This is a genomic window from Enterobacter cloacae complex sp. 342H5 (assembly GCF_050030905.1).
Taxonomy (GTDB): Bacteria; Pseudomonadota; Gammaproteobacteria; order Enterobacterales; family Enterobacteriaceae; genus Enterobacter; species Enterobacter intestinihominis.
This window is the reverse complement of sequence record NZ_JBLGVB010000001.1, coordinates 4,200,170-4,223,509: the sequence shown is the minus strand read 5'-3', so window position 1 is coordinate 4,223,509 and position 23,340 is coordinate 4,200,170. Positions and strand designations below refer to the sequence as shown.

The 23,340-nt window shown below is 57.3% G+C and carries 16 protein-coding genes; 9 read left to right on the top strand and 7 right to left on the bottom strand.

Translation table 11 applies throughout. From position 1 onward, the window contains the following. Nucleotides 1-15: 15 nt before the first annotated feature. Genes glgC through glgP form a run of 3 tightly spaced genes read left to right on the top strand, consistent with a single transcriptional unit; the run spans nucleotide 16 to nucleotide 5,210 of the window. A complete protein-coding gene (gene glgC, locus ACQG03_RS20235) occupies nucleotides 16-1,311 on the top strand; it encodes a glucose-1-phosphate adenylyltransferase (protein ID WP_003861582.1) in 1,296 nt (431 codons plus the stop codon). Next, entirely contained in the window at nucleotides 1,311-2,744 is a 1,434-nt protein-coding gene (glgA, locus tag ACQG03_RS20230) for a glycogen synthase GlgA (RefSeq protein ID WP_022649646.1), read from the top strand. The genes glgC and glgA overlap by 1 nt, the downstream gene beginning before the upstream one ends. 18 nt (nucleotides 2,745-2,762) lie before the next feature. After that, complete coding sequence (glgP, locus tag ACQG03_RS20225; RefSeq protein ID WP_023307123.1) at nucleotides 2,763-5,210, top strand: glycogen phosphorylase; 2,448 nt, start codon at nucleotides 2,763-2,765, stop codon at nucleotides 5,208-5,210. A gap of 90 nt (nucleotides 5,211-5,300) precedes the next feature. On the opposite strand, the gene glpD is transcribed toward glgP, so the two are convergent. After that, entirely contained in the window at nucleotides 5,301-6,809 is a 1,509-nt protein-coding gene (gene glpD / locus ACQG03_RS20220; protein WP_022649644.1) for a glycerol-3-phosphate dehydrogenase, read from the bottom strand. A gap of 285 nt (nucleotides 6,810-7,094) precedes the next feature. On the opposite strand from glpD, the gene glpE reads away from it, so the two are divergent. The 3 genes from glpE to ACQG03_RS20205 are packed head-to-tail and all read left to right on the top strand — an operon-like array spanning nucleotide 7,095 to nucleotide 9,080. Beyond that, nucleotides 7,095-7,427 (top strand): thiosulfate sulfurtransferase GlpE, encoded by a 333-nt coding sequence (gene glpE / locus ACQG03_RS20215; protein WP_022649643.1) that lies wholly within the window; start codon nucleotides 7,095-7,097, stop codon nucleotides 7,425-7,427. 47 nt (nucleotides 7,428-7,474) lie between these two features. Continuing rightward, entirely contained in the window at nucleotides 7,475-8,305 is an 831-nt protein-coding gene (gene glpG / locus ACQG03_RS20210; protein ID WP_022649642.1) for a rhomboid family intramembrane serine protease GlpG, read from the top strand. 16 nt (nucleotides 8,306-8,321) lie between these two features. After that, complete coding sequence (locus ACQG03_RS20205; RefSeq protein ID WP_022649641.1) at nucleotides 8,322-9,080, top strand: DeoR/GlpR family transcriptional regulator; 759 nt, start codon at nucleotides 8,322-8,324, stop codon at nucleotides 9,078-9,080. Between the two features lie 97 nt (nucleotides 9,081-9,177). On the opposite strand, the gene malT is transcribed toward ACQG03_RS20205, so the two are convergent. Then, on the bottom strand, nucleotides 9,178-11,883 hold the full coding sequence (malT, locus tag ACQG03_RS20200) for an HTH-type transcriptional regulator MalT (RefSeq protein WP_022649640.1): 2,706 nt from the start codon (nucleotides 11,881-11,883) through the stop codon (nucleotides 9,178-9,180). Between the two features lie 573 nt (nucleotides 11,884-12,456). Here malT and malP point away from each other — a divergent pair. Together malP and malQ are read left to right on the top strand one after the other, a co-directional pair. Further along, nucleotides 12,457-14,850, top strand: a complete 2,394-nt coding sequence (malP, locus tag ACQG03_RS20195; RefSeq protein WP_022649639.1) for a maltodextrin phosphorylase — start codon at nucleotides 12,457-12,459, stop codon at nucleotides 14,848-14,850. Between the two features lie 9 nt (nucleotides 14,851-14,859). Beyond that, nucleotides 14,860-16,938, top strand: coding sequence for a 4-alpha-glucanotransferase (malQ, locus tag ACQG03_RS20190; RefSeq protein WP_400169022.1), 2,079 nt, complete (start codon nucleotides 14,860-14,862; stop codon nucleotides 16,936-16,938). An 87-nt stretch (nucleotides 16,939-17,025) separates the two neighbouring features. Here malQ and gntT read toward each other — a convergent pair whose 3' ends face one another. The 3 genes from gntT to gntX all read right to left on the bottom strand — a co-directional run bounded on the left by gntT (nucleotide 17,026) and on the right by gntX (nucleotide 19,965). Continuing rightward, nucleotides 17,026-18,342 (bottom strand): gluconate transporter, encoded by a 1,317-nt coding sequence (gene gntT / locus ACQG03_RS20185; RefSeq protein ID WP_023298788.1) that lies wholly within the window; start codon nucleotides 18,340-18,342, stop codon nucleotides 17,026-17,028. A gap of 305 nt (nucleotides 18,343-18,647) precedes the next feature. Next, nucleotides 18,648-19,223 carry a Fe-S biogenesis protein NfuA gene (gene nfuA, locus ACQG03_RS20180; protein ID WP_003861601.1) on the bottom strand — a complete coding sequence of 192 codons (576 nt, stop codon included), beginning with the start codon at nucleotides 19,221-19,223 and terminating at the stop codon, nucleotides 18,648-18,650. A 61-nt stretch (nucleotides 19,224-19,284) separates the two neighbouring features. Continuing rightward, nucleotides 19,285-19,965: a DNA utilization protein GntX gene (gntX, locus tag ACQG03_RS20175; protein WP_023298787.1), complete on the bottom strand. Its 681-nt coding sequence runs from the start codon at nucleotides 19,963-19,965 to the stop codon at nucleotides 19,285-19,287. A gap of 36 nt (nucleotides 19,966-20,001) precedes the next feature. On the opposite strand from gntX, the gene bioH reads away from it, so the two are divergent. Continuing rightward, nucleotides 20,002-20,784, top strand: coding sequence for a pimeloyl-ACP methyl ester esterase BioH (bioH, locus tag ACQG03_RS20170; protein WP_063163680.1), 783 nt, complete (start codon nucleotides 20,002-20,004; stop codon nucleotides 20,782-20,784). Here the strand turns inward: bioH and feoC are convergent. After that, nucleotides 20,759-20,995, bottom strand: a complete 237-nt coding sequence (gene feoC / locus ACQG03_RS20165) for a [Fe-S]-dependent transcriptional repressor FeoC (protein WP_015571443.1) — start codon at nucleotides 20,993-20,995, stop codon at nucleotides 20,759-20,761. The two genes, bioH and feoC, sit on opposite strands and share 26 nt — an antisense overlap. 11 nt (nucleotides 20,996-21,006) lie before the next feature. Continuing rightward, the gene (gene feoB, locus ACQG03_RS20160) at nucleotides 21,007-23,325 is read right to left on the bottom strand and encodes a Fe(2+) transporter permease subunit FeoB (RefSeq protein ID WP_063151001.1); all 2,319 of its coding nucleotides are present in this window, start codon (nucleotides 23,323-23,325) and stop codon (nucleotides 21,007-21,009) included. Between the last annotated feature and the right edge of the window lie 15 nt (nucleotides 23,326-23,340).

Genomic DNA, 23,340 nt, shown 5'->3' with positions numbered 1-23,340 from the left:
AAAAAGGAGTTAGTCATGGTTAGATTAGAGAAGAACGATCCGTTAATGTTGGCGCGCCAGCTACCATTAAAAACAGTTGCCCTGATCCTCGCGGGCGGGCGTGGTACCCGTCTGAAAGATTTGACCATCAAGCGCGCCAAACCGGCCGTTCACTTTGGTGGTAAGTTCCGTATTATCGATTTTGCACTGTCCAACTGCCTGAACTCAGGCATTCGCCGTATTGGCGTCATTACCCAGTATCAGTCGCACACGCTGGTGCAGCACATTCAGCGCGGCTGGTCATTCTTCAGCGAAGAGATGAACGAGTTTGTCGATCTGCTCCCGGCGCAGCAGCGCGTTCACGGGGAGAACTGGTACCGCGGCACGGCGGATGCCGTGACCCAGAACCTCGACATCATTCGCCGCTACAACGCGGAATACATCGTTATCCTCGCCGGGGACCACATCTACAAGCAAGATTACTCCCACATGCTGATCGACCACGTCGAAAAAGGTGCGCGCTGCACCGTGGCGTGTCTGCCGGTGCCTGTTGCAGAAGCAACCGCGTTTGGCGTGATGCATGTAGATGGCGACGACAAGATTATCGACTTTGTCGAAAAACCGGCGAATCCGCCAACCATGCCGGGAGACGACACCAAATCGCTCGCCAGCATGGGGATCTATGTCTTTGATGCCGATTATCTTTATGAGCTGCTGGAAGAAGACGACAAAGACGAAAACTCCAGCCACGACTTCGGTAAAGACATCATCCCGAAAATTACCAAAGCTGGCATGGCGTATGCACATCCTTTCCCGTTGTCCTGCGTGCAGTCCGATCCGAATGCGGAACCTTACTGGCGCGACGTCGGCACGCTGGAAGCGTACTGGAAAGCCAACCTCGATTTGGCATCTGTGACGCCTGAACTGGATATGTACGACCAGAACTGGCCGATTCGCACCCATATGGAATCGCTGCCGCCGGCGAAGTTCGTCCAGGATCGCTCCGGCAGCCACGGTATGACGCTGAACTCGCTGGTCTCTGGCGGGTGCATTATCTCCGGTTCGGTGGTGGTGCAGTCCGTGCTGTTCCCGCGCGTGCGTATAAACTCATTCTGTAATATCGATTCGGCAGTCCTGCTGCCGGATGTCTGGGTAGGGCGCTCATGTCGTCTGCGTCGCTGCGTTATCGACCGTGCCTGCGTCATTCCCGAAGGGATGGTGATTGGGGAAAACGCGGAAGAAGATGCACGTCGTTTCTACCGATCGGAAGAGGGGATCGTGTTAGTAACACGGGAAATGTTGCGGAAGCTGCAAATCAAACAGGAGCGATGATGCAGGTTTTACACGTATGTTCTGAGATGTTCCCGTTGTTAAAAACGGGCGGACTGGCGGATGTTCTTGGTGCATTACCGGCGGCGCAAATTGCCGGAGGGGTGGATACCCGCGTGTTGTTACCCGCTTTTCCGGATATCCGGCGTGGTATTCCCGATGCGAAGGTTGTTACCCGCCGCGAGACCTTCGCGGGACGTATCACCCTGCTGTTTGGACATTACAATGGCGTAGGGATTTACCTGATTGATGCGCCGCATTTATACGACCGACCCGGCAGCCCGTATCACGATACCAACCTGTACGCCTATACCGATAACGTGCTGCGCTTTGCCCTGCTCGGCTGGGTGGGGGCGGAGATGGCCGTCGGGCTGGATCCGTTCTGGCGTCCGAACGTGGTGCACGCGCACGACTGGCATGCGGGGCTGGCTCCTGCGTATCTGGCGGCGAAAGGACACCCGGCGAAATCGGTGTTTACGGTGCACAACCTGGCGTATCAGGGCATGTATTACGCGCATCATATGAATGACATCGATCTGCCATGGTCGTTCTTTAACATGCACGGACTGGAGTTTAACGGACAGATTTCGTTCCTGAAGGCCGGTCTGTACTACGCCGACCACATCACGGCGGTCAGCCCAACCTACGCGCGGGAAATTACCCAGCCGGAGTTCGGTTACGGTATGGAAGGGCTACTGCAACAGCGCCACCGTGAAGGTCGTCTGTCGGGCATTCTGAACGGCGTGGATGAACAGATCTGGAATCCGGAAACGGACCTCCTGCTGGCAGCGCGCTATGGTCGCGACTCCGTGGAGGACAAAGCGGAGAACAAGCGTCAGCTACAGATTGCGATGGGGCTGAAGGTCAACGACAAGGTACCGCTGTTTGCGGTGGTCAGCCGCCTGACCAGCCAGAAAGGGCTGGATCTGGTGCTGGAAGCGCTGCCGGGATTACTGGAGCAGGGTGGGCAGCTGGCGCTGCTCGGCGCGGGCGACCCGGTATTGCAGGAAGGTTTCCTCGCGGCCGCGGCGGAACATCCGGGGCAGGTGGGCGTGCAGATTGGCTATCACGAAGCGTTCTCGCACCGCATCATGGGCGGCGCAGACGTGATTCTGGTGCCGAGCCGTTTCGAGCCCTGCGGCCTGACGCAGCTCTATGGTCTGAAATACGGCACGCTGCCGCTGGTACGCCGCACGGGCGGGCTGGCGGATACGGTGTCTGACAGCTCCCTGGAAAACCTGGCGGATGGTATCGCCAGCGGGTTTGTTTTCGAGGACAGTAATGCCTGGTCGCTACTTCGGGCGATCCGGCGTGCTTTCGTCTTGTGGTCCCGTCCATCCCTGTGGCGTTACGTACAACGTCAGGCGATGTCCATGGACTTTGGCTGGCACGTTGCGGCGCAGTCCTACCGCGACCTTTATCAACGCTTGATGTAACGAGGCGAAGTTACTGATATGAATGCTCCATTTAGCTACTCTTCCCCCACGCTCAGCGTTGAGGCGTTGAAACACTCCATCGCCTATAAGCTGATGTTTACCATTGGGAAAGATCCCGTTATTGCCAACAAACATGAGTGGCTGAACGCCACGCTGTTTGCGGTGCGTGACCGTATGGTCGAACGCTGGCTGCGCTCCAACCGCGCCCAGCTCTCGCAGGAGACGCGACAGGTGTATTACCTGTCGATGGAGTTTTTGATTGGTCGCACCCTCTCCAATGCGCTGTTATCGCTCGGGATTTATGACGACGTCAAAAACGCACTGGAAGAGATGGGGCTGGACTTAGAAGAGCTGATTGACGAAGAGAACGACCCGGGGCTGGGTAACGGTGGTCTCGGGCGACTTGCCGCCTGCTTCCTCGATTCACTGGCGACGCTGGCGCTGCCGGGACGCGGGTACGGTATTCGCTACGACTACGGCATGTTCAAGCAGAACATCGTTGATGGGCGTCAGAAAGAGTCGCCGGACTACTGGCTGGAGTACGGTAACCCGTGGGAGTTCAAGCGCCACAACACGCGCTACAAGGTGCGTTTTGGCGGGCGTATTCAGCAGGAAGGGAAAAAATCCCGCTGGGTGGAAACCGAAGAGATCCTCGCCGTGGCCTATGACCAGATTATCCCCGGCTACGACACCGATGCGACCAACACGCTGCGCCTGTGGAACGCGCAGGCCAGTAGCGAGATCAACCTCGGTAAATTCAATCAGGGTGACTACTTCGCGGCGGTGGAAGATAAAAACCACTCTGAGAACGTGTCCCGCGTCCTGTATCCGGATGACTCGACCTACTCGGGCCGCGAGCTGCGTCTGCGTCAGGAGTATTTCCTCGTCTCGGCAACGATTCAGGATATCCTTAGCCGTCACTATCAGCTGCACAAAACCTATGCGAATCTGGCGGAGAAAACGGCGATTCACCTCAACGATACCCATCCGGTGCTGTCGATCCCTGAGCTGATGCGCCTGCTGATTGACGAGCATAAGTTCAGCTGGGATGACGCGTTTGAAGTAACCTGCCAGGTGTTCTCGTACACCAACCATACGCTGATGAGTGAAGCGCTGGAGACGTGGCCGGTGGATATGCTCGGCAAAATTCTGCCGCGTCACCTGCAAATCATCTTCGAGATCAACGACTACTTCCTCAAGACCTTGCAGGAGCAGTACCCGAACGATACCGGCCTGCTGAGCCGCGCCTCGATCATTGATGAATCCAATGGTCGCCGCGTACGCATGGCCTGGCTGGCGGTGGTGATCAGCCATAAGGTCAACGGGGTTTCAGAGCTGCATTCGAACCTGATGGTGCAATCCCTGTTTGCGGACTTTGCGAAGATCTTCCCGACGCGTTTCTGCAACGTGACCAACGGCGTCACCCCGCGCCGCTGGCTGGCGCTGGCGAACCAGCCGCTGTCTGACGTGCTGGACGAAAATATCGGCCGCACCTGGCGCACCGATTTGAGCCAGCTGAGCGAGCTTGAGCAACACATTGATTTTCCGACGGTGAACAAAGCCGTACGGGAAGCCAAGCTGCTGAACAAGAAACGGCTGTCAGTCTGGCTGGCGATGCATCTCAACGTGGTGGCGAACCCGAAAGCGCTGTTCGACGTGCAGATCAAACGTATCCACGAGTACAAGCGTCAGCTGATGAACGTCCTGCACGTCATCACTCACTACAACCGCATTAAGGCTGACCCGACGGCGGAGTGGGTGCCGCGCGTGAAAATCTTTGCCGGTAAGGCGGCCTCCGCGTACTACATGGCGAAGCACATCATTCATCTTATCAACGATGTGGCGAAGGTAGTGAACCAGGATCCGGACATTGGTGACAAGCTGAAAGTGGTGTTTATCCCGAACTACAGCGTAAGCCTGGCGCAGCTGATTATTCCGGCGGCGGATCTCTCAGAGCAGATTTCCACGGCGGGGACGGAAGCATCCGGCACCAGCAACATGAAGTTTGCCCTGAACGGCGCGCTGACCATCGGCACGCTGGACGGCGCAAATGTCGAAATGCTGGAGCATGTGGGCGCGGAGAATATCTTTATCTTCGGGAATACGGCGGAAGAGGTAGAGGCGCTTCGCAAGCAGGGCTACTCGCCGCGTGAGTATTATGAAGAGGATGAAGAGTTACGCCAGGTGCTGACGCAAATCGCCACCGGGGTGTTTAACCCTGAGGAGCCTGGGCGCTATCGTGACCTGGTGGACTCGCTGATTAACTTTGGCGATCACTATCAGGTGCTGGCGGATTACCGCAGCTACGTGGATTGTCAGGATAAGGTGGACGAACTGTACCGTCAGCAGGAGAAGTGGACCAGCGCCGCGATGCATAACATCGCCAACATGGGATACTTCTCGTCAGACAGGACCATCAAAGAGTATGCCGAGAATATCTGGCATATTGATCCGGTGAGGTTGTAAAACAAAGCCGGGTGGCGGCTCCGCCTTACCCGGCCTACTCGATCCTGTAGGCCCGGTAAGCGCAGCGCCACCGGGCATTTTTTGTCACCCTCAGGACGCCAGTGACAATTCACGCTTTCCCGCATGTTGTTGCAACCACTGCGCCACGCGAGACTGCTGCTCGGCATTCAGCCACATCCCTTCTTTAGTACGACGCCAGATGGCATCGTCCAGACGGCGCACCCATTCGTGTTCCACCAGGTAGCGCAGTTCCGCTTCGTACAGCTCATGGCCAAAATGCTCGCCCAGATCGGCAATCTCTTTTGCGTCGCCGAGGAACAGTTCGGTATTGCTGCCGTAGGTGCGGGCGTAGTGGCGCGCCATTCCTTCGGTAATGAACGGGAAGCGGCGACGCAGCTTCGCGGCGTAATCGTCGCGGTTATTGCCGATATCGCCGCCAGGCAGCACGGCGCCTTTCGTCCACGCCGGGCCGATGCCTTTGTAATACGGCGCCAGTTTCTCCAGCGCGTGCTCCGCCAGTTTACGGTAGGTGGTGAGCTTACCGCCAAACACCGACAGCAGCGGCGCCTGACCGTCCACGTCATGAATATCAAGCGTATAGTCACGGGTGATGGCCTGCGGTGAGTCAGACTCGTCATCACACAGCGGACGCACGCCGGAGTAGGTCCAGACCACGTCATCGCGCGCCAGCTGTTTCTTAAAGTGTGCGTTGTACACTTTCAGCAGGTAGCTGACTTCGCTCTCTTCAATCTCAACGTTTTTCGGATCGCCCTTGTACTCCACGTCAGTGGTGCCGATGATGGAGAACTCGTCCATCCACGGGATCACAAACACGATGCGCTTGTCTTCGTTTTGCAGGATATAAGCCTGCTTCTGGGTATGCACGCGCGGCACCACAATGTGGCTGCCCTTGATCAGGCGGATGCCGTACGGAGAAGGCAGGTGCATACCGTCATCGAAGAACTGTTTCACCCACGGGCCGGTGGCGTTCACCAGGCCGCGCGCTTTCCAGCTAAACTTCTCGCCGGTATCCACGTCTTCCGCTTCCACGATCCACAGGCCGTTTTCGCGGCGCGCGGCGATCGCGCGGGTACGGGTTTTCACCTCGCCGCCTTTCTTCTCGACCATCTGCGCGTTAGCCAGCACCAGACGCGCATCGTCCACCCAGCAGTCGGAATATTCGAAACCGCGCACGATTTCAGGCTTAAGGACCGATTCTGAGCCAAAACGCAAACCGGTCGAACCCGGCAGGCTGGTGCGTTTACCCAGATGATCGTACATGAACAGGCCGATGCGGATCATCCACGCCGGACGCAGGTGCGGGCGGTGAGGCAGGCGGAAGCGCATCGGGATCGCCAGATGCGGAGCCATTTTCAGCAGCACTTCGCGTTCGGCCAGCGCTTCGCTGACCAGGCGGAATTCGTAGTGTTCCAGGTAGCGCAGGCCTCCGTGGATCAGCTTGGAGCTGGCGGACGACGTCGCGCAGGCGAGATCGTTAGCTTCCAGCATCAGCACGGATAAACCGCGTCCTGCGGCATCAACCGCAATACCGGCACCGTTGATGCCCCCGCCTATCACAATCAGATCTTTGGTTTCCATAACACCCTCATGCACTTTCGTTAAAGCTCAAAAATGTTCGATATCGCTCATAATAGCAAAGGAACGCGCTTTTGGTAACATCAAAAAAACAATTTAGAGTGATATGGATAACATAATGGCGTTTACCCGCCGCCAGGACGTACACTACGGGGTAAAATAGTGCGGTCTGATGCCCTCACCCCAGCCCTCTCCCACGGGGAGAGGGTGATCCGTTTCCCTCTCCCTCCGGGAGAGGGTAGGGTGAGGGGAAAACCGCACCACACCTGAATATAAGATGAGAACACCATGGATCAGTTTGAATGTATTAACGTAGAAGAAGCCCATCAGAAGATGCACCAGAAAACCGCGGTGCTGGTGGATATCCGCGATCCGCAGAGCTTTGCGATGGGCCACACGCCGGGCGCGTTCCATCTCACCAACGACACGCTGGGCGCGTTTATGCGCGATAACGACTTCGACACGCCGGTGATGGTGATGTGCTATCACGGCAACAGCAGTAAAGGCGCGGCGCAGTATCTGCTCCAGCAGGGTTACGACGCGGTATACAGCGTCGACGGCGGCTTTGATGCATGGCATCGTCATTTCCCGGCAGAAGTTGAATACGCGTTTGAGCGCTGATCCCGCTATACTGTCCCCTTTTGTGTGGAAATAAGCGACCGCTGCCCATGTTGATGATCACCTCTTTTAGCAACCCGCGCGTCGCCCAGGCGTTTGTCGACTATATGGCGACGCAGGGCATTATCCTGACTATTCAGCAGCATACACAGACGGATGTCTGGCTGGCAGACGAAAGCCAGGCTGGGCGCGTGAACGCCGAGCTGGCGCGTTTCCTGGAAAACCCGGGCGACCCGCGTTATCTGGCAGCAAGCTGGCAATCTGGCCAGACCGACAGTGGCCTGCACTATCAACGTTTTCCGTTTCTCGCCACCCTCCGCGAGCGCGCAGGACCGTTTACGCTGCTTTTGATGGCAGCCTGCATCATCGTCTTCATTATTATGAGCGTGGTGGGCGACCAGAGCGTGATGATTGCCCTCGCATGGCCGTACGATCCCTCCCTGCAATTTGACGTCTGGCGCTACTTCACGCATGCGCTGATGCACTTCTCGGTGATGCATATCCTCTTTAACCTGCTGTGGTGGTGGTATCTCGGCGGGGCGGTGGAGAAGCGGCTCGGCAGCGGCAAGCTGATTGTGATCACCCTTATCAGCGCCCTGTTAAGCGGCTATGTGCAGCATAAATTCAGCGGTCCGTGGTTTGGCGGGTTATCCGGCGTGGTGTACGCCCTGATGGGTTACGCCTGGCTCAGAGGCGAGCGCGACCCGGAAAGCGGCATCTATTTACAACGTGGATTAATAACCTTTGCGTTAATATGGCTTATTGCCGGATGGTTTGATCTGTTTGGTATGTCTATCGCCAATGGTGCGCACGTTACCGGCCTGGCGGTCGGGCTGGCGATGGCGCTGGCCGATACGCTCCATGCGCGAAAACGAACATAATTCCCAGGGATATTTCATGAAACAAACACAACGTCATGACGCCATTATCGAACTGGTAAAAAAACAGGGATACGTCAGTACTGAAGAGCTGGTGGAGCAGTTTGCCGTCAGCCCGCAAACCATCCGTCGTGACCTCAACGACCTGGCCGATCAGAACCGTATTCTGCGCCATCACGGCGGCGCGGCGCTGCCGTCCAGCTCGGTGAACACCTCATGGCATGACCGTAAGGCGACGCAAACGGCAGAGAAAGAGCGTATCGCCCGTAAAGTGGCGAGCCAGATCCCGAACGGCGCGACGCTGTTTATTGATATCGGCACCACGCCGGAAGCGGTCGCCCATGCGCTGCTGAATCACGAGAACCTCCGCGTGGTGACCAACAACCTGAACGTGGCCAACACGTTGATGCAGAAAGACGATTTTCGCATCATCCTCGCGGGCGGCGAACTGCGCAGCCGCGACGGGGGCATTATCGGCGAAGCGACGCTCGATTTTATCTCTCAGTTCCGCCTCGACTTCGGCATTCTGGGGATCAGCGGCATCGACACCGACGGCTCGCTGCTGGAGTTTGATTACCACGAGGTGCGCACCAAGCGCGCGATTATTGAGAACTCGCGCCATGTGATGCTGGTGGTGGATCACTCGAAATTTGGCCGCAATGCGATGGTCAACATGGGCAGCATTAGCATGGTGAATGCGGTCTACACCGACGAGATGCCGCCGGCGGGCGTGTTGCAGGTGATTAAGGATAACAATTTGCAGCTGGAGTTGTGCTAGCGGTTGTGTCGGGTGGCGCTGCGCTTACCCGACCTACAAATTGTTCTCCCTCTCCCTGTGGGAGAGGGCCGGGGTGAGGGCATCAGGCCGCACAAAACTAAACTCCGTACCCCATCATCTTCAACAACTGCTGCGCATGCTGCACCGCGTCCTGACGGTGCGCCACGCCCAGCTTCTGATACAGATTGCGAATGTGCGTTTTGATGGTGGTTGCCGCCACCGCCAGCTCACCGGCTATCTGCTCGTTGCTGTAGCCTGAATAGATCAGCCCCAGCACCTGCCATTCACGCTGTGTGAGCGGGCTGGTGCGGATAAGCTCCGGCACTTCCGGATGGTTCAGCAGACGTTCAACAAAGTTCTCATCGAAGTGCGCAAACTTGTGGCGATGGTGCTGGTTGATCTCGCGCAGAATGCGCTGGGCGCGATGCTGATCGAGTTCCGGCAGCGTGTTGAGCTGAATCAGCTGGCGCAACTGCTGGGCCATCACTTCACCCTCAATCACAAAGTGGCTGATAAACCCGGTGCGGTTCGCCAGCTGCAACGCTTCCAGCAGCACGCGCTGGGCATCGTTTTTACGTCCCGCCTGCCAGTAAAGCTGGTTTAACAGCAGCAGGTTACGGTTTAAATCGCTCATCAGGCGCAGGCTACGGGCGTTTTCGTTTAACTCTTCCAGCACGATTTCGGCAGGCTCGAAGTCACCCAGCAGGATCTGCACGCGGGCAATATTGCGCCACTGGCTTTGCAGGAAGTGGTTATTGGCAAATTCTGGTTTAGGCGTGTGACGCAGCCAGTTGGCGGCGGACTTTTTATCGCCGGTCATCTGCCAGTAAATCACCCGGACCTTATCGGCGTTGGAGACCCAGTCGCTATGGTACTGTCCGTTGCCAAGCAGGTTTTCCAGGCGGTTAAGGTGGTTGCGGGCATTATCCAGGTCGCCTCGCGCCAGCGAGCACTGCACCAGCAGGGCCAGGCACTGGAGTTGCTGCTGCGGCTGGAAGCTCGAAAGCACATTCAGGCCCTGGCGGGCGCAGCTTTCTGCTTCATCCAGACGCGACCATGCCCAGAGCAGCTGAGCGCGAATACGCAACAGGAACTCGTGCATCGGCAGCTGTTCCAGATGCTGTTCACGGATCAGCTGGAACGCTTTCTCCTGGTTTTCCCAGGCGGCCTGCAGGAACCCCTGAGCAAATAAAATCTCGCTTTGCTGGATCAGGCTCCACAGTGCGTAATGCCAGACATCGTGGCGGCGGGCCATCTGTTCGGTTTGCTGCATGAGCGAAAGCGAACGCGTGAGGTCGCCCTTACAGTGCAGCACTTCGCCGTGTACCGAGGTGGCCACAATACGGCTGTAGAAATTCGCCAGCGGCAGCTCATCCAGCGCGACCATCGCCAGCCGTTCGGCTTCTTCCGGGTCGCCGTCGTTAATCGCCACCTGCGCACGCAGGGCGTTAAATTCGCCGTGCAGGGTGGCATCCATCTCGCTTTCCATTTCCTGCTCGGCGCGCGCCAGCAGGGTGTTCACTTCGCTGTAGCGATGCTGGCTCTGCATCAGCCAGGCCTGGAGAAGCACCAGACGCGGATTCTCCAGCAGGCTCTCCCACGGCAGCGCTTTTAACGACTCTTCCAGCAGCGTCAGTTCGCTGTGGTTGAACAGTCCCCACGCGTGGTTGAGCAGAATATCGCGCAGCATACCGGCATCTCCGGCGGCCAGCGCATGGTGGATAGCCTCGCTCGGGAAACCTTGCGCCATCCAGCTTTCGGCGGCGGCGCGGTGAATTTCTGGCAGCTCTGCGGCCATCTCCCACTGGCAACGCTGGCGCAGGAAGCTGCCAAACAGCGGATGGTAGCTAAACCATTCGCCGGGATCGTCCATTCGCGTCAGGAACAAACCCTGACGTTCAATCTCTTCGAGCTGAAGCTGCCCGTTTTCAATACCGGTGACGCGCACAATCAGCGCATCGTTCATCGAACGTAGCAGGGAGCTTTTCAGCAGGAAATGGCGGGTAGTGAGGTCTACGCTGTTGAGTACCTCATCCACCAGATAATCCGACAGGTGGCTGGCGTTGATGCCCGCCAGGCGGCGCGCGGACTGGTGCGTTGGGCTATTGTTTTGCCGCGCGGAAAGGGCAATCAGCTGAAGCGCCGTGGCCCAGCCTGCAACGTCATCACACAGGCGGCTGCTTTCCGACGCCTCAATCGGAGAAGTCAGACGGCAGTCAAAGAACTGTTTCGCTTCCTGATGGGTAAAGGCCAGCTGCTGACTGCCAATTTCCAGTAGCTGATCGCGCACCCGCAGGTTGGCAATGCCCAGCTGCGGAAGGTTGCGCGACAGGACGACCAGCGTCAGGTTTTCCGGCTGATGGCGCAGGAAGAACCGCATCGACTCGTGAATAACCGGGTTGGTGATCAGATGATAATCATCAATCACCACATACAGCGGGCGATGCCATTCGGCCAGTTCGATAAACAGCTGGGAGAACAGAGAGGACAGGCTGGCGTACTGGCGCTTTTGCACCATCACCTCGCTGGTGACGCAGTGTCCGTTGGTTGCCTGCTGAATCGCGGCAATTAAATAGCTGGCAAAACGCTCCTGCTGGTTATCACCTTCATCCAGGGAGTACCAGCCAAGATCGCTTTTACCTGCCGCCCATTGCGAAATGAGCGTTGTTTTTCCATAACCCGCAGGACTCGTAACCAGCGCCAGTCGGAAATTATGCGCACCGGAAAGTTTAGCCAGCAGGCGCTCGCGGACCACAGTATGGTCAAGACGAACCGGGCGACTTAATTTGGACGGAATCAACATAGTTTTCACTTCACTGTGGGGAACGAGAGAATTTATTTTTTTTGCGCTTCGTAATTAATATCTATAAGTTCGGCCAATAGAGGAACTATTGCAAGTTATGTCTGGGTTTGGAGGCTCTGAATTTGCACTCTGTCACAAAACATTCTCATCATTGGTGGAACTTTTCATAAATGGCTGGATGCCGCGCTGTTACTGGCTTGTCTGCATGGCGCGCGGTTGCGCTGAAACTGGTTTCAGAAAGAGATAATGACGGTGAAGTTAATTAACTTTGGGGAAAGTTGCTCTGGCTTAATAGTGTTGCTGGAAAGCCGCTGTACGTGAGAAATATTATTCTACGTAAGTAATCATTTCAGCGATGATTAATTTCCTCCGAAACTGCATTTCATTTCTTTGACGCTCTTCCGGGATCGCTTTTTCAGCGAAGCGCACACTTACACAGTGGCCTCGATCACACTTTTATGCTCATCCCCGCTACTCCTCCCTGCCTAATCCCCGACAGGAGGAGGAAGAGGCGCAATGAGCCAGGCACACTAGCGCCAAATGTGTTTTCTCTCTACAGGATGCCGATTCCCTATGTCACAGCCTACTTTCAACAAAGCTCAATTCCAGGCTGCCCTGACGCGTCAGTGGCAGCGTTTTGGCCTTCATGCTGCAAACGAGATGACGCCTCACCAGTGGTGGCAGGCGGTGAGCGGGGCGCTCGCAGAGCAGCTGGACGCTCAGCCCGCGACGAAGCCTGTGAAAGGCCAGCGTCACGTCAACTACATTTCGATGGAGTTCCTGATTGGCCGTCTGACGGGTAACAATCTGCTGAACCTTGGCTGGTATCAGGACGTCGGCGATGTGCTAAAAGAACACGACATCAACCTGACCGATCTGCTGGAAGAAGAGATTGATCCGGCGCTGGGTAACGGCGGTCTGGGACGTCTGGCAGCCTGCTTCCTGGATTCCATGGCAACCGTGGGCCAGTCGGCCATTGGCTATGGTCTGAACTACCAGTACGGTCTGTTCCGCCAGTCGTTCGCTGACGGCCACCAGATGGAAGCGCCGGACGACTGGCATCGTAATACTTACCCGTGGTTCCGCCACAACGCACAGCTGGATGTGCAGGTCGGGATTGGCGGGAAAGTCACGAAGCAGGGGCTCTGGGAACCAGCGTTCACCATTACCGGTGAAGCCTGGGATCTGCCGGTGCTCGGCTACCGTAACGGCGTGGCGCAGCCGCTGCGTCTGTGGCAGGCGAAGCACGCGCATCCATTCAACCTGACTAAATTCAATGACGGTGATTTCCTGCGCGCCGAGCAGCAGGGTATCGACGCCGAGAAGCTGACCAAAGTGCTCTACCCGAACGACAACCATCTGGCGGGTAAAAAGCTGCGCCTGATGCAGCAATACTTCCAGTGCGCCTGCTCCGTGGCGGACATTCTGCGCCGCCACCACCTGGCGGGCCGCAAGCTGGCGCAGCTGCCGGACTTCGAAGTTATTCAGCTCAACGACACGCACCCAACCATTGCCATCCCGGAACTTCTGCGCGTGCTGATCGACGAGCATCAGCTGAGCTGGGACGACGCCTGGGCCATCACCAGCCGCACCTTCGCCTACACCAACCACACCCTGATGCCGGAAGCGCTGGAGTGCTGGGATGAGAAGCTGGTGAAAACGCTGCTGCCGCGCCATATGCAGATCATCAATAAGATTAACGACCAGTTCAAAACGCTGGTGGAGAAAACCTGGCCGGGCGACAAAGCCGTCTGGGCGAAGCTGGCCGTGGTACACAACAAACAGGTGCGCATGGCAAACATGTGCGTGGTAAGCGGCTTTGCGGTGAACGGCGTGGCCGCGCTGCACTCGGATCTGGTGGTGAAAGACCTCTTCCCGGAATACCACCAGCTGTGGCCGACCAAATTCCACAACGTGACCAACGGCATTACGCCGCGTCGCTGGATCAAACAGTGCAACCCGCTGCTGGCCGGTCTGCTGGACAAGACCCTGAAGAAAGAGTGGGCCAACGATCTGGACCAGCTCATCAACCTGGAAAAATACGCTGACGACGCGAAGTTCCGCGAGCAGTACCGCGCCATTAAGCTGGAGAACAAGGTACGTCTGGCCGAGTTCGTGAAAATGCGTACCGGAATTGAAATTAACCCAAATGCGATTTTCGATATCCAGATCAAACGCCTGCACGAGTACAAACGTCAGCACCTGAACCTGCTGCACATTCTGGCGCTGTACAAAGAGATCCGCGAGAACCCTCAGGCCGACCGCGTCCCGCGCGTGTTCCTGTTCGGTGCGAAAGCGGCGCCGGGCTACTACCTGGCGAAAAACATTATCCTTGCCATTAATAAAGTGGCGGCGGCGATCAACAACGATCCGAAAGTGGGCGACAAGCTGAAGGTGGTGTTCCTGCCGGACTACTGCGTCTCTGCGGCTGAAATGCTGATCCCGGCGGCGGATATTTCCGAGCAGATCTCTACCGCCGGTAAAGAAGCGTCCGGCACCGGCAACATGAAGCTGGCCCTGAACGGCGCGCTGACCGTCGGCACGCTGGACGGTGCGAACGTCGAAATTGCCGAGAAGGTCGGCGAAGAGAACATCTTTATCTTCGGCCATACTGTTGAAGAAGTGAAAGCCATCAAAGCCAAAGGGTATGACCCGGTGAAATGGCGTAAAAAAGACAAAGTGCTGGATGCGGTGTTGAAAGAGCTGGAAAGCGGGAAGTACAGCGACGGCGACAAGCACGCGTTTGACCAGATGCTGCACAGCATGGACAAACAGGGCGGCGACCCGTACCTGGTGATGGCGGACTTTACCGCTTACGTTGAAGCGCAGAAGCAGGTCGACGTGCTGTACCGTGACCAGGATGCCTGGACTCGCGCATGTATCCTGAACACCGCGCGCTGCGGTATGTTCAGCTCTGACCGCTCAATCCGTGATTATCAGGCTCGTATCTGGCAGGCAAAACGCTAAGGAAGCGCGATGGAGAGTAAACGTCTGGACAGTGCCGCGCAGGCGGCGGGAATTAGCCTCAGTTACATCAATGCGCACGGCAAACCGCAGTCTATTGGTGCGGACACCAAAAGACGTTTGCTGGATGCCATGCACAAAACCGACGCGAAAGCGTCGGGAGCGCCGGTGCCGAACGTGAAGGTCTTTACCGCGGGCAAAAAGATGCCGCTGGCGGTGGAAGGACGCGGCGAGTTCAGCTGGCTGCTCACCACCGAAGAGGGGCATCAGCATAAAGGCCATGCCACCGGCGGCAAAACCCTCACCCTTCCGGCGAAGCTGCCGGAGGGCTATCACAGCCTGACGCTCACCCAGAATGACAGCCGCTTCCACTGTCGGGTGATCGTCGCGCCGAAGCGCTGCTATGAGCCGCAGGCGCTACTCGAAGGCAAAAAGCTGTGGGGCGCCTGTGTGCAGCTTTACACCTTGCGTTCAGACAGCAACTGGGGCATTGGCGATTTTGGTGACCTGAAAAAGATGCTGGCATCTGTTGGTGAGCGCGGCGGGGCATTTATCGGCCTCAACCCGATCCACGCCCTTTATCCGGCGAATCCGGAAAGCGCCAGCCCGTACAGCCCGTCTTCCCGCCGCTGGCTGAACGTGATCTACATCGACGTTAACGCATTAGACGATTTCAAAAACAGCAAAGAGGCGCAGGCGTGGTGGAAGCTGGACACCACCCAACAGCTGCTGAAACAGGCCCGCAATGCGGACTGGGTCGATTATGCCTCCGTGACCGCGCTGAAAATGGCGGCGCTGCGTCTGGCCTGGAAGGGCTTTGCGAAGCGTGACGACGAGCAGATGGCAGCCTTCCGCCAGTTTGTGATGCAGGAAGGCGAGAGCCTTTACTGGCAGGCTGCGTTTGATGCGCTGCATGCGTATCAGGTCCAGGAGGATGAGATGCGCTGGGGCTGGCCGGTGTGGCCGGAAGCGTATCAGTCCGTGGATACCCCGGAAGTGAAGGCGTTTTGTGAGACGCATGCCGACGAGGTGGACTTCTATCTCTGGTTGCAGTGGCTGGCGTACAGCCAGTTTGCTGCCTGCTGGCAGGTGAGTCAGGGCTATAACATGCCGATCGGTCTGTATCGCGATCTGGCCGTCGGCGTGGCGGAAGGCGGGGCGGAGACCTGGTGTGACCGTGAACTTTACTGTCTGAAAGCCTCCGTCGGTGCGCCGCCGGATATTCTGGGCCCGCTTGGTCAGAACTGGGGCTTGCCGCCGATGGATCCGCACGTGATGGCGGCGCGTGCCTACGAGCCGTTTATCGATCTGCTGCGCGCTAACATGCAGAACTGCGGCGCGTTGCGTATCGACCATGTCATGTCTGTGCTGCGTCTGTGGTGGATCCCGTACGGTGAAACGGCCGATCACGGGGCGTACGTGCAGTATCCGGTGGACGATCTGCTCTCAATCCTCGCGCTGGAGAGTAAACGTCATCAGTGCATGGTGATTGGCGAAGATCTCGGTACCGTGCCGGTTGAGATTGTCAGCAAGCTCCGCGACAGCGGGGTTTACTCCTACAAAGTGCTCTATTTTGAAAACGACCATGAGAAAACCTTCCGCGCGCCGAAAGCGTACCCTGAACAGTCAATGGCAGTCGCGACGACGCATGATCTTCCTACGCTCAGAGGCTACTGGGAAAGCGGCGACCTGACGCTCGGCAAAACGCTGGGTCTCTACCCGGATGAAGAGGTTCTGCGTGGGTTGTATCAGGATCGCGAGCTGGCGAAACAGGGGCTGCTGGATGCGCTGCATAAGCATGGCTGTCTGCCGAAGCGCGCCGGGCATAAGGCGGCGCTGATGTCGATGACGCCAACGCTTAACCGTGGCTTACAGCGCTATATTGCCGACAGCAACAGCGCGTTGCTCGGTCTGCAACCGGAAGACTGGATTGATATGGCGGAGCCGGTAAACATTCCCGGCACCAGCTATCAGTACAAAAACTGGCGTCGCAAGCTGTCCACTACGCTTGAAGCGATGTTCGCCGATGACGGGGTGAACAGGCTGATTAAGGATTTGGATAAACGGCGAAAAGCAGCCGGTAAGAAGTAATAAAAAACCCGCCAGTGGCGGGTTTTTTATTATCAGGTCGTGCTCATGTAGGTCGGGTAAGGCGTAGCCGCCTCCCGACTCATGGCATTAAATCACCATATTCAACAGCAGCACCCCGACCAGACCGCACACCGAAATAATGGTCTCCAACGCGGACCAGGACTTGATGGTTTCACCGATGGTCAGGTTGAAGTACTCCTTGAACAGCCAGAAGCCCGGATCGTTCACGTGGGAGAAAATCACGCTGCCCGAACCGACCGCGATAACCATCAGCTCAGGGCTTACGCCCGTGGTCGCAATCAGCGGCGCAACGATACCACCCGCGGTAATCGCCGCAACGGTTGCAGAGCCCAGCGCGATACGCAGCACCGCGGCAATAGACCATGCCATCAGGAGCGGCGATACGTTGGTTTCATGCATCATGGCAGCAATGTATTTATCCACGCCGCTGTCGACCAGCACCTGCTTAAACGCGCCGCCACCGCCGATGATCAGCAGCATCATGGCAATGATTTTGATGGAAGAGGTCAGCGTGTCGTTGATCTGATCCATGGAACGACCACGGTTAAGACCGAAGGTGAACATGGCGATCAGGACCGCAATCAGCGTTGCCATCACCGGGTCGCCCAGGAACTCCGCAACGGACAGGAACGCGTGACCTTTCGGCAGAACCATCTCTGCTACGGCACGCATTGCCATCAGGATCACCGGCACCAGAGAGGTCCAGACGCTGACGCCAAAGCCAGGCATCTCTGCATCTGTGAAGGTTTTGGCGCTGTACAGGCCTTCCGGGATGGGCTTATCAATGCCTTTCAGGAAGCGCGCATAAACAGGACCGGCCAGGATAACCGTTGGGATCGCCAGAATCGTACCGAACAGCAGGGTTTTACCCATGTCGGCGTGGAAGATGGTGGCGATAGCCGTTGGACCCGGATGCGGCGGCAGGAAGCCGTGGGTGACGGACAGCGCCGCAGCCATCGGTACGCCTACGAACAGCAGCGGGATGTTGGCGGCAGCGGCGATGGTGAACACCAGCGGCAGCATCAGGACGAAGCCCACTTCATAGAACAGTGCGAAACCGACGGTAAAACCGGTTAACACCACCGCCCACTGGATGTGCTGCTTGCCAAATTTATCGATAAGGGTAGTGGCAATACGCTGCGCGCCACCGCAGTCCGCGAGCATTTTACCGAGCATGGCGCCGAAGCCCATGATCAGCGCCAGGCTGCCGAGCGTACCGCCGACACCGGCTTTAATGGAGCTGATAACTTTAACCAGCGGCATTCCCTGCATCAGACCGACTGCAAGTGCCACCAGAACCAGAGCGATAAATCCGTTCATTTTGAAGCGGATCATCAAGAGCAGTAATAACACAACACCGATAGCGACGATGACTAATGGCATGATTGACCTGGCCTTTGAATTGTTATGGGTAACGTCATTGTTTCAACGACAAATTCCGGTTGTCCCAACTGGGAACAGAGTATTAACGGCACTCATACTGATGCCTGCGAAAACGATAAGTTTAGTCGGCTGTTATAAGGGTGTTGAGTGCCCATGGGAATGATACGGGTAACATGACGTGATTGAGAATCACCCAGGGAGGCAAAATTTGAATTATGAGACGCAGGTCAACATATAGAGGGGGAGGCAAGAAAAAGCAGGCCCGGTAAGCGCAGCGCCACCGGGCAATACAGACGGGCACTGAATTAGTAGTAAGAGTGCTCGCCGCGCTGGTGTTCGGTCAGATCGCGCACGCCTTTCAGTTCCGGGAATTCGTTCAGCAGCTGCTTCTCGATCCCTTCTTTCAGGGTTACATCGACCATGGAGCAGCCGTTACAGCCGCCGCCGAATTGCAGGATCGCCAGACCATCTTCGGTGATTTCCATCAGGGAAACACGTCCACCGTGGCCGGCCAGCTGCGGGTTGATCTGCGATTGCAGCAGATATTCCACACGCTCCATCAGCGGGGCATCGTCAGAGACTTTACGCATCTTCGCGTTTGGCGCCTTCAGCGTCAGCTGAGAACCCAGCTGGTCGGTGACGAAATCAATCTCCGCATCTTCAAGATACGGCGCGCTCAGCTCATCAACGTATGCGGTGAGCTGTTCAAATTTAAGGGCAGTGTCAGTTGCTTCCACAGCATCCGGAGGACAATAAGAGACACCACATTCTGCATTCGGAGTGCCTGGATTGATCACAAACACGCGGATCTGCGTCCCTTCTTCCTGATTTGCCAGCAGTTTGGCAAAGTGCGCTTGTGCAGAATCGGAAATACGGATCATAGCTTTGGCCTAATAGTTGACTAAATTACCTGGGTATAATCATACGCCCATTGAAGAAGGGCTACAAGGTACGGCACAGACACCATACCTGAACTGACGCGGCGCCGCTTTGCAAAAGCAGTCGGGAAAGTTCAGCCACGGTACTGCCCGTGGTGACGACATCATCCACAATCGCGATATGGAGACCGTTGACCGGCAATTCAAGGCGAAAGGCGTTTTTCAGGTTTCTTTTGCGCGACCGGGCGTTGAGCCGGTGCTGAACGGCAGTGGCATGAATACGTTTCAGCGCAGAGGCGGGGTACCGGCAACCCAGCCAGCGGGCGAGCGGACGGCACAGCAGGTCGCTCTGATTGTATCCCCGCCGCCAGTGCCGACGCTGAAAGAGTGGCACGTTCACGAGCGTGTCGACCGACGGTAGCCCACGCGTTCTTCGCGCCTGCAATACCGCCAGTAATAACAGACGTGCCAGTGGCTGCGCCAGCGCGAACTGGCTGGAAAACTTAAACTGATGAACCAGACGACTCAGCGGCAAAACGTAATCATCCACCGCCACCAGCGCGCTCCACGGCGGCGCTTTTTTCAGGCATCGACCACAGGGGAGCGTCTGGCTTACGGCAGGCAAGCCGCATTGCGGACAGCCCTTCAGGTAACCCAGCGCTCCCGTGCAAACGGAACAGACGCCCCACGCGCTCAGCGCAAGTGGCATTCGGCATAGCCAGCACAAGCCGGGCACTGTTAGCATACGCAACCTCCATGTGAAAAAAGAGAACGTTAACTGATGAAGACGCTGTGGTGGCAGACCGTTGGGATGGGAAATTGTCATCTTGTGCTGCTGCACGGATGGGGACTGAACGCCGAAGTGTGGCGTTGCATAAGTGAGGAACTGGCCTCGCAATTTACGGTACACCTGGTGGATCTGCCGGGGTATGGCCGTAGCCACGGCTACGGCGCGATGACGCTCGAGGACATGGCGGAGCAGGTTCTGGAAGCGGCACCGCAAAAAGCCGTCTGGCTCGGCTGGAGCCTGGGCGGGCTGGTGGCAAGCCAGATTGCGCTGCGCCATCCTGAGCGGGTGCAGGCGCTGATCACCGTTGCCTCATCACCCTGTTTCAGCGCCCGCGAGGCGTGGCCGGGCATCAAACCCGAGGTGCTGGCCGGGTTCCAGCACCAGTTGAGCGAAGATTTCCAGCGGACGGTGGAGCGTTTCCTGGCGTTGCAGACGATGGGAACTGAAACCGCCCGTCAGGACGCGCGGATGCTGAAGCAGACGGTGCTTTCCCTGCCGATGCCGGAGGTTGAGGTGCTGAACGGTGGACTGGAGATCCTGAAAACGGCCGATCTGCGTGAGCCGCTGGCGTCACTGACGGTGCCGCATCTGCGTATTTATGGCTATCTGGATGGGCTGGTCCCGCGCAAGGTGGTTCCGCTGCTGGATGCGCTGTGGCTGGAGAGTGAATCAATGGTGGTTGCCAAAGCGGCACATGCGCCGTTCATCTCTCATCCTGCTGAGTTTTGTTCGGCGCTGTCCAATTTTATCAGCGAAGCGTCCACCACTCCCTGAGGCAGGCTTTACCTTCCGGACAACTTTTACAACTGCCGGACAGACAACTGTCCGGCTCTTCCTGAATGCGCACGGCTTTCCCCATCGCCTCCAGCCTTTCCAGCATGGCATCGATCATCGGCTGCGGCGTATGCAGGCTGAGGCTGAGCTGCTTCGCCTCCATTCGTCCCTGTAACGCCAGTAAGTCACGGACCTGAATCAACGATGCCATCTTTTTTCCCCTCAGTGACAGTCGCCCGCAGGGCTACTACAGCAGGTCGTTGGGGTTTTGCGCGTTGCCAGCAGGTTAACGTCAACGCGGCTACGCGCCCGGCGCAGCAGGCCAATCACCATCACGTTAAACAGGATCACCGCGAGGATACAGACCAGGCTGTAGCGCGGATGCTGGCTGTAATTGACGGTTTGATAAAACACGGTCGCCAGCGAGTAGGCAATGTTCAGCCCCCACAGAATGGAGAAGCCCATCCAGCCGCGGCTGGACTCACGGGCAATGGCGCCCATGACCGAGATGCACGGAATATAGAGCAGGACGAAGATCAGGTAGCTGTAGGCCGCCGACGCGCTGCCAAATTTCTGGCCCATTACGCCCATTGCTCCGGTCGCCATTACGCCGTCGCCTTTGCTGGCTTCAATCGGGTTCGCCAGCACGCTCAGGCTGAAGGTGTCTTTCAGGCTCTGCCAGGTCTCTTCTACTGCACCCAGAAGTTCGTCACCGAGGCTGAACTCAGCTGGGTTGAACTCCTCTTCCTGGATGTTTTCCGCGGTGTAGAGCGTGTTCAGGGTGCCGACAACCACCTCTTTTGCCATCGCGCCGGTGAACAGGCCCACGGTTGCCTGCCAGTTGTCTTCCTGTACGCCAATCGGTTTGAAGATCGGCGTAATGATCCGGCTGACGGAGGCAAGGGCAGAGTCATTAATGTTGTCCGCTGCCTGGCCGCTCAGGGTGAAGCTGTTCAGGGCGCTCAGGAAAATGCTGACCACTACAATCACCTTACCGGCGCGCAGAACAAAGCCCTTCAGGCGCTGCCAGGTTTGAATAATCAGGCTTTTCAGATGCGGAACGTGATAAACCGGCAGTTCCATCACGAACGGCGACGCTTCGCCACGCATGATGGTGTGCTTCAGCATCAGGCCGGTGAGAATAGCCATCACGATACCCAGCACATACAGGGAGAAGACGGCCAGCGCCCCTTCCTGACCAAAGAACGCCGCGGCAAAGACCGCGAAGATCGCCAGACGTGCGCCGCAGGACATGAACGGCGCCATCATGATGGTCATCAGGCGTTCGCGCGGTGCGTCCAGCGTACGCGCGCCCATGACTGACGGCACGTTACAGCCAAAACCGACAATCAGCGGCACGAAGGATTTCCCCGGCAGCCCCAGCGCCTGCATCAGGCGGTCCATCACGAAGGCGGCGCGTGCCATGTAACCGGAATCCTCAAGGAAGGAGAGGAACAGGTACATCATGCCGATCTGCGGTACCAGCGGCAGGACGGTGTTGATCCCGCCGCCGATCCCCTGCGCAAGGAAGATGGTCAACCATTCCGGGAAGTGGAGGGTGTAGCCCAGCCACTGAATACCGTGCACGAAGATAGCGACAGAGCCGCCATCAAAGATGGGTTGTAATGCACCGCCGATGTTTATAGCGAGCAGGAACATTACGTACATCACCAGTAAAAAGATTGGCAAACCGAGGAAGCGGTTGAGCACAATCTTATCCACGGCGGCGGTGAAGCGGCTGGGTTCAGCGGTTAATGCATTGCTGACCACGTCACAGATAGCGGCGATGGCCTGATAGCGCGCATCCGCAATATGCAGGGCCGGGTCGTCGAGCTCGTCGCTCAGGCGAGCCTGTGCAACGCTCAGTTTATCCGCCGCATCGCCTGCGTAGGCGCGGCTGTAGATATCGCCTTCCAGCATTTGCAGGCCAAGCCACAGGCGCTGTCTGGCGGGCATGGCGTTGTCCATCTCCTGCGCCAGCTGCCCGGCCTCGCGCAGCAGCGGCTGGGCGTAGTGCACCAGTTCGACGTCGGCATTGCCCGTGTGGCGGTCAATTGCCAGCTTCAGGGCGTCAATGCCGCGCGCGCGGGTAGAAACCAGCGGGACCACCGGGCAGCCCAGACGGGCGGAGAGGGCGTCGACGTCGATGCGCAGCTTTTGCTTCTCGGCGATGTCGAGCATGTTAAGCGCTACGATGCAGGGAATCCCCAGCTCCAGCAGCTGTAGCGTGAGGTACAGATTTCGTTCGAGATTGGAGGCATCCACCACATTGATGAGCAGATCCGCGTCGCCGCTCAGAATATAGTGGCAGGCAATTTGCTCATCGAGAGAGGTCTGAGATGAAATTGTGGTGAGTGAATAGGTCCCCGGTAAATCAACCAGCGTGACCTGATTATCTGTCGTTGTGAACTGGCCTTCTTTGCGTTCAACCGTTACGCCTGCCCAATTTCCCACACGCTGGCGTGCGCCGGTTAACTGATTAAATAAGGTTGTCTTGCCGGAATTAGGATTGCCAATTAAGCCAATAGTTAATTTTTTCATTGTTTTAGACTCACT

Coding starts and splice junctions, on each gene's coding strand:
- gntT (WP_023298788.1), bottom strand. CDS start 18,342: ATGCCATTAGTCATCGTCGCTATCGGTGTTGTGTTATTACTGCTCTTG.
- ACQG03_RS20205 (WP_022649641.1), top strand. CDS start 8,322: ATGAAACAAACACAACGTCATGACGCCATTATCGAACTGGTAAAAAAA.
- bioH (WP_063163680.1), top strand. CDS start 20,002: ATGAAGACGCTGTGGTGGCAGACCGTTGGGATGGGAAATTGTCATCTT.
- glpE (WP_022649643.1), top strand. CDS start 7,095: ATGGATCAGTTTGAATGTATTAACGTAGAAGAAGCCCATCAGAAGATG.
- malP (WP_022649639.1), top strand. CDS start 12,457: ATGTCACAGCCTACTTTCAACAAAGCTCAATTCCAGGCTGCCCTGACG.
- nfuA (WP_003861601.1), bottom strand. CDS start 19,223: ATGATCCGTATTTCCGATTCTGCACAAGCGCACTTTGCCAAACTGCTG.
- gntX (WP_023298787.1), bottom strand. CDS start 19,965: ATGCTAACAGTGCCCGGCTTGTGCTGGCTATGCCGAATGCCACTTGCG.
- glpG (WP_022649642.1), top strand. CDS start 7,475: ATGTTGATGATCACCTCTTTTAGCAACCCGCGCGTCGCCCAGGCGTTT.
- glgC (WP_003861582.1), top strand. CDS start 16: ATGGTTAGATTAGAGAAGAACGATCCGTTAATGTTGGCGCGCCAGCTA.
- feoB (WP_063151001.1), bottom strand. CDS start 23,325: ATGAAAAAATTAACTATTGGCTTAATTGGCAATCCTAATTCCGGCAAG.
- malT (WP_022649640.1), bottom strand. CDS start 11,883: ATGTTGATTCCGTCCAAATTAAGTCGCCCGGTTCGTCTTGACCATACT.
- glpD (WP_022649644.1), bottom strand. CDS start 6,809: ATGGAAACCAAAGATCTGATTGTGATAGGCGGGGGCATCAACGGTGCC.
- malQ (WP_400169022.1), top strand. CDS start 14,860: ATGGAGAGTAAACGTCTGGACAGTGCCGCGCAGGCGGCGGGAATTAGC.
- feoC (WP_015571443.1), bottom strand. CDS start 20,995: ATGGCATCGTTGATTCAGGTCCGTGACTTACTGGCGTTACAGGGACGA.
- glgP (WP_023307123.1), top strand. CDS start 2,763: ATGAATGCTCCATTTAGCTACTCTTCCCCCACGCTCAGCGTTGAGGCG.
- glgA (WP_022649646.1), top strand. CDS start 1,311: ATGCAGGTTTTACACGTATGTTCTGAGATGTTCCCGTTGTTAAAAACG.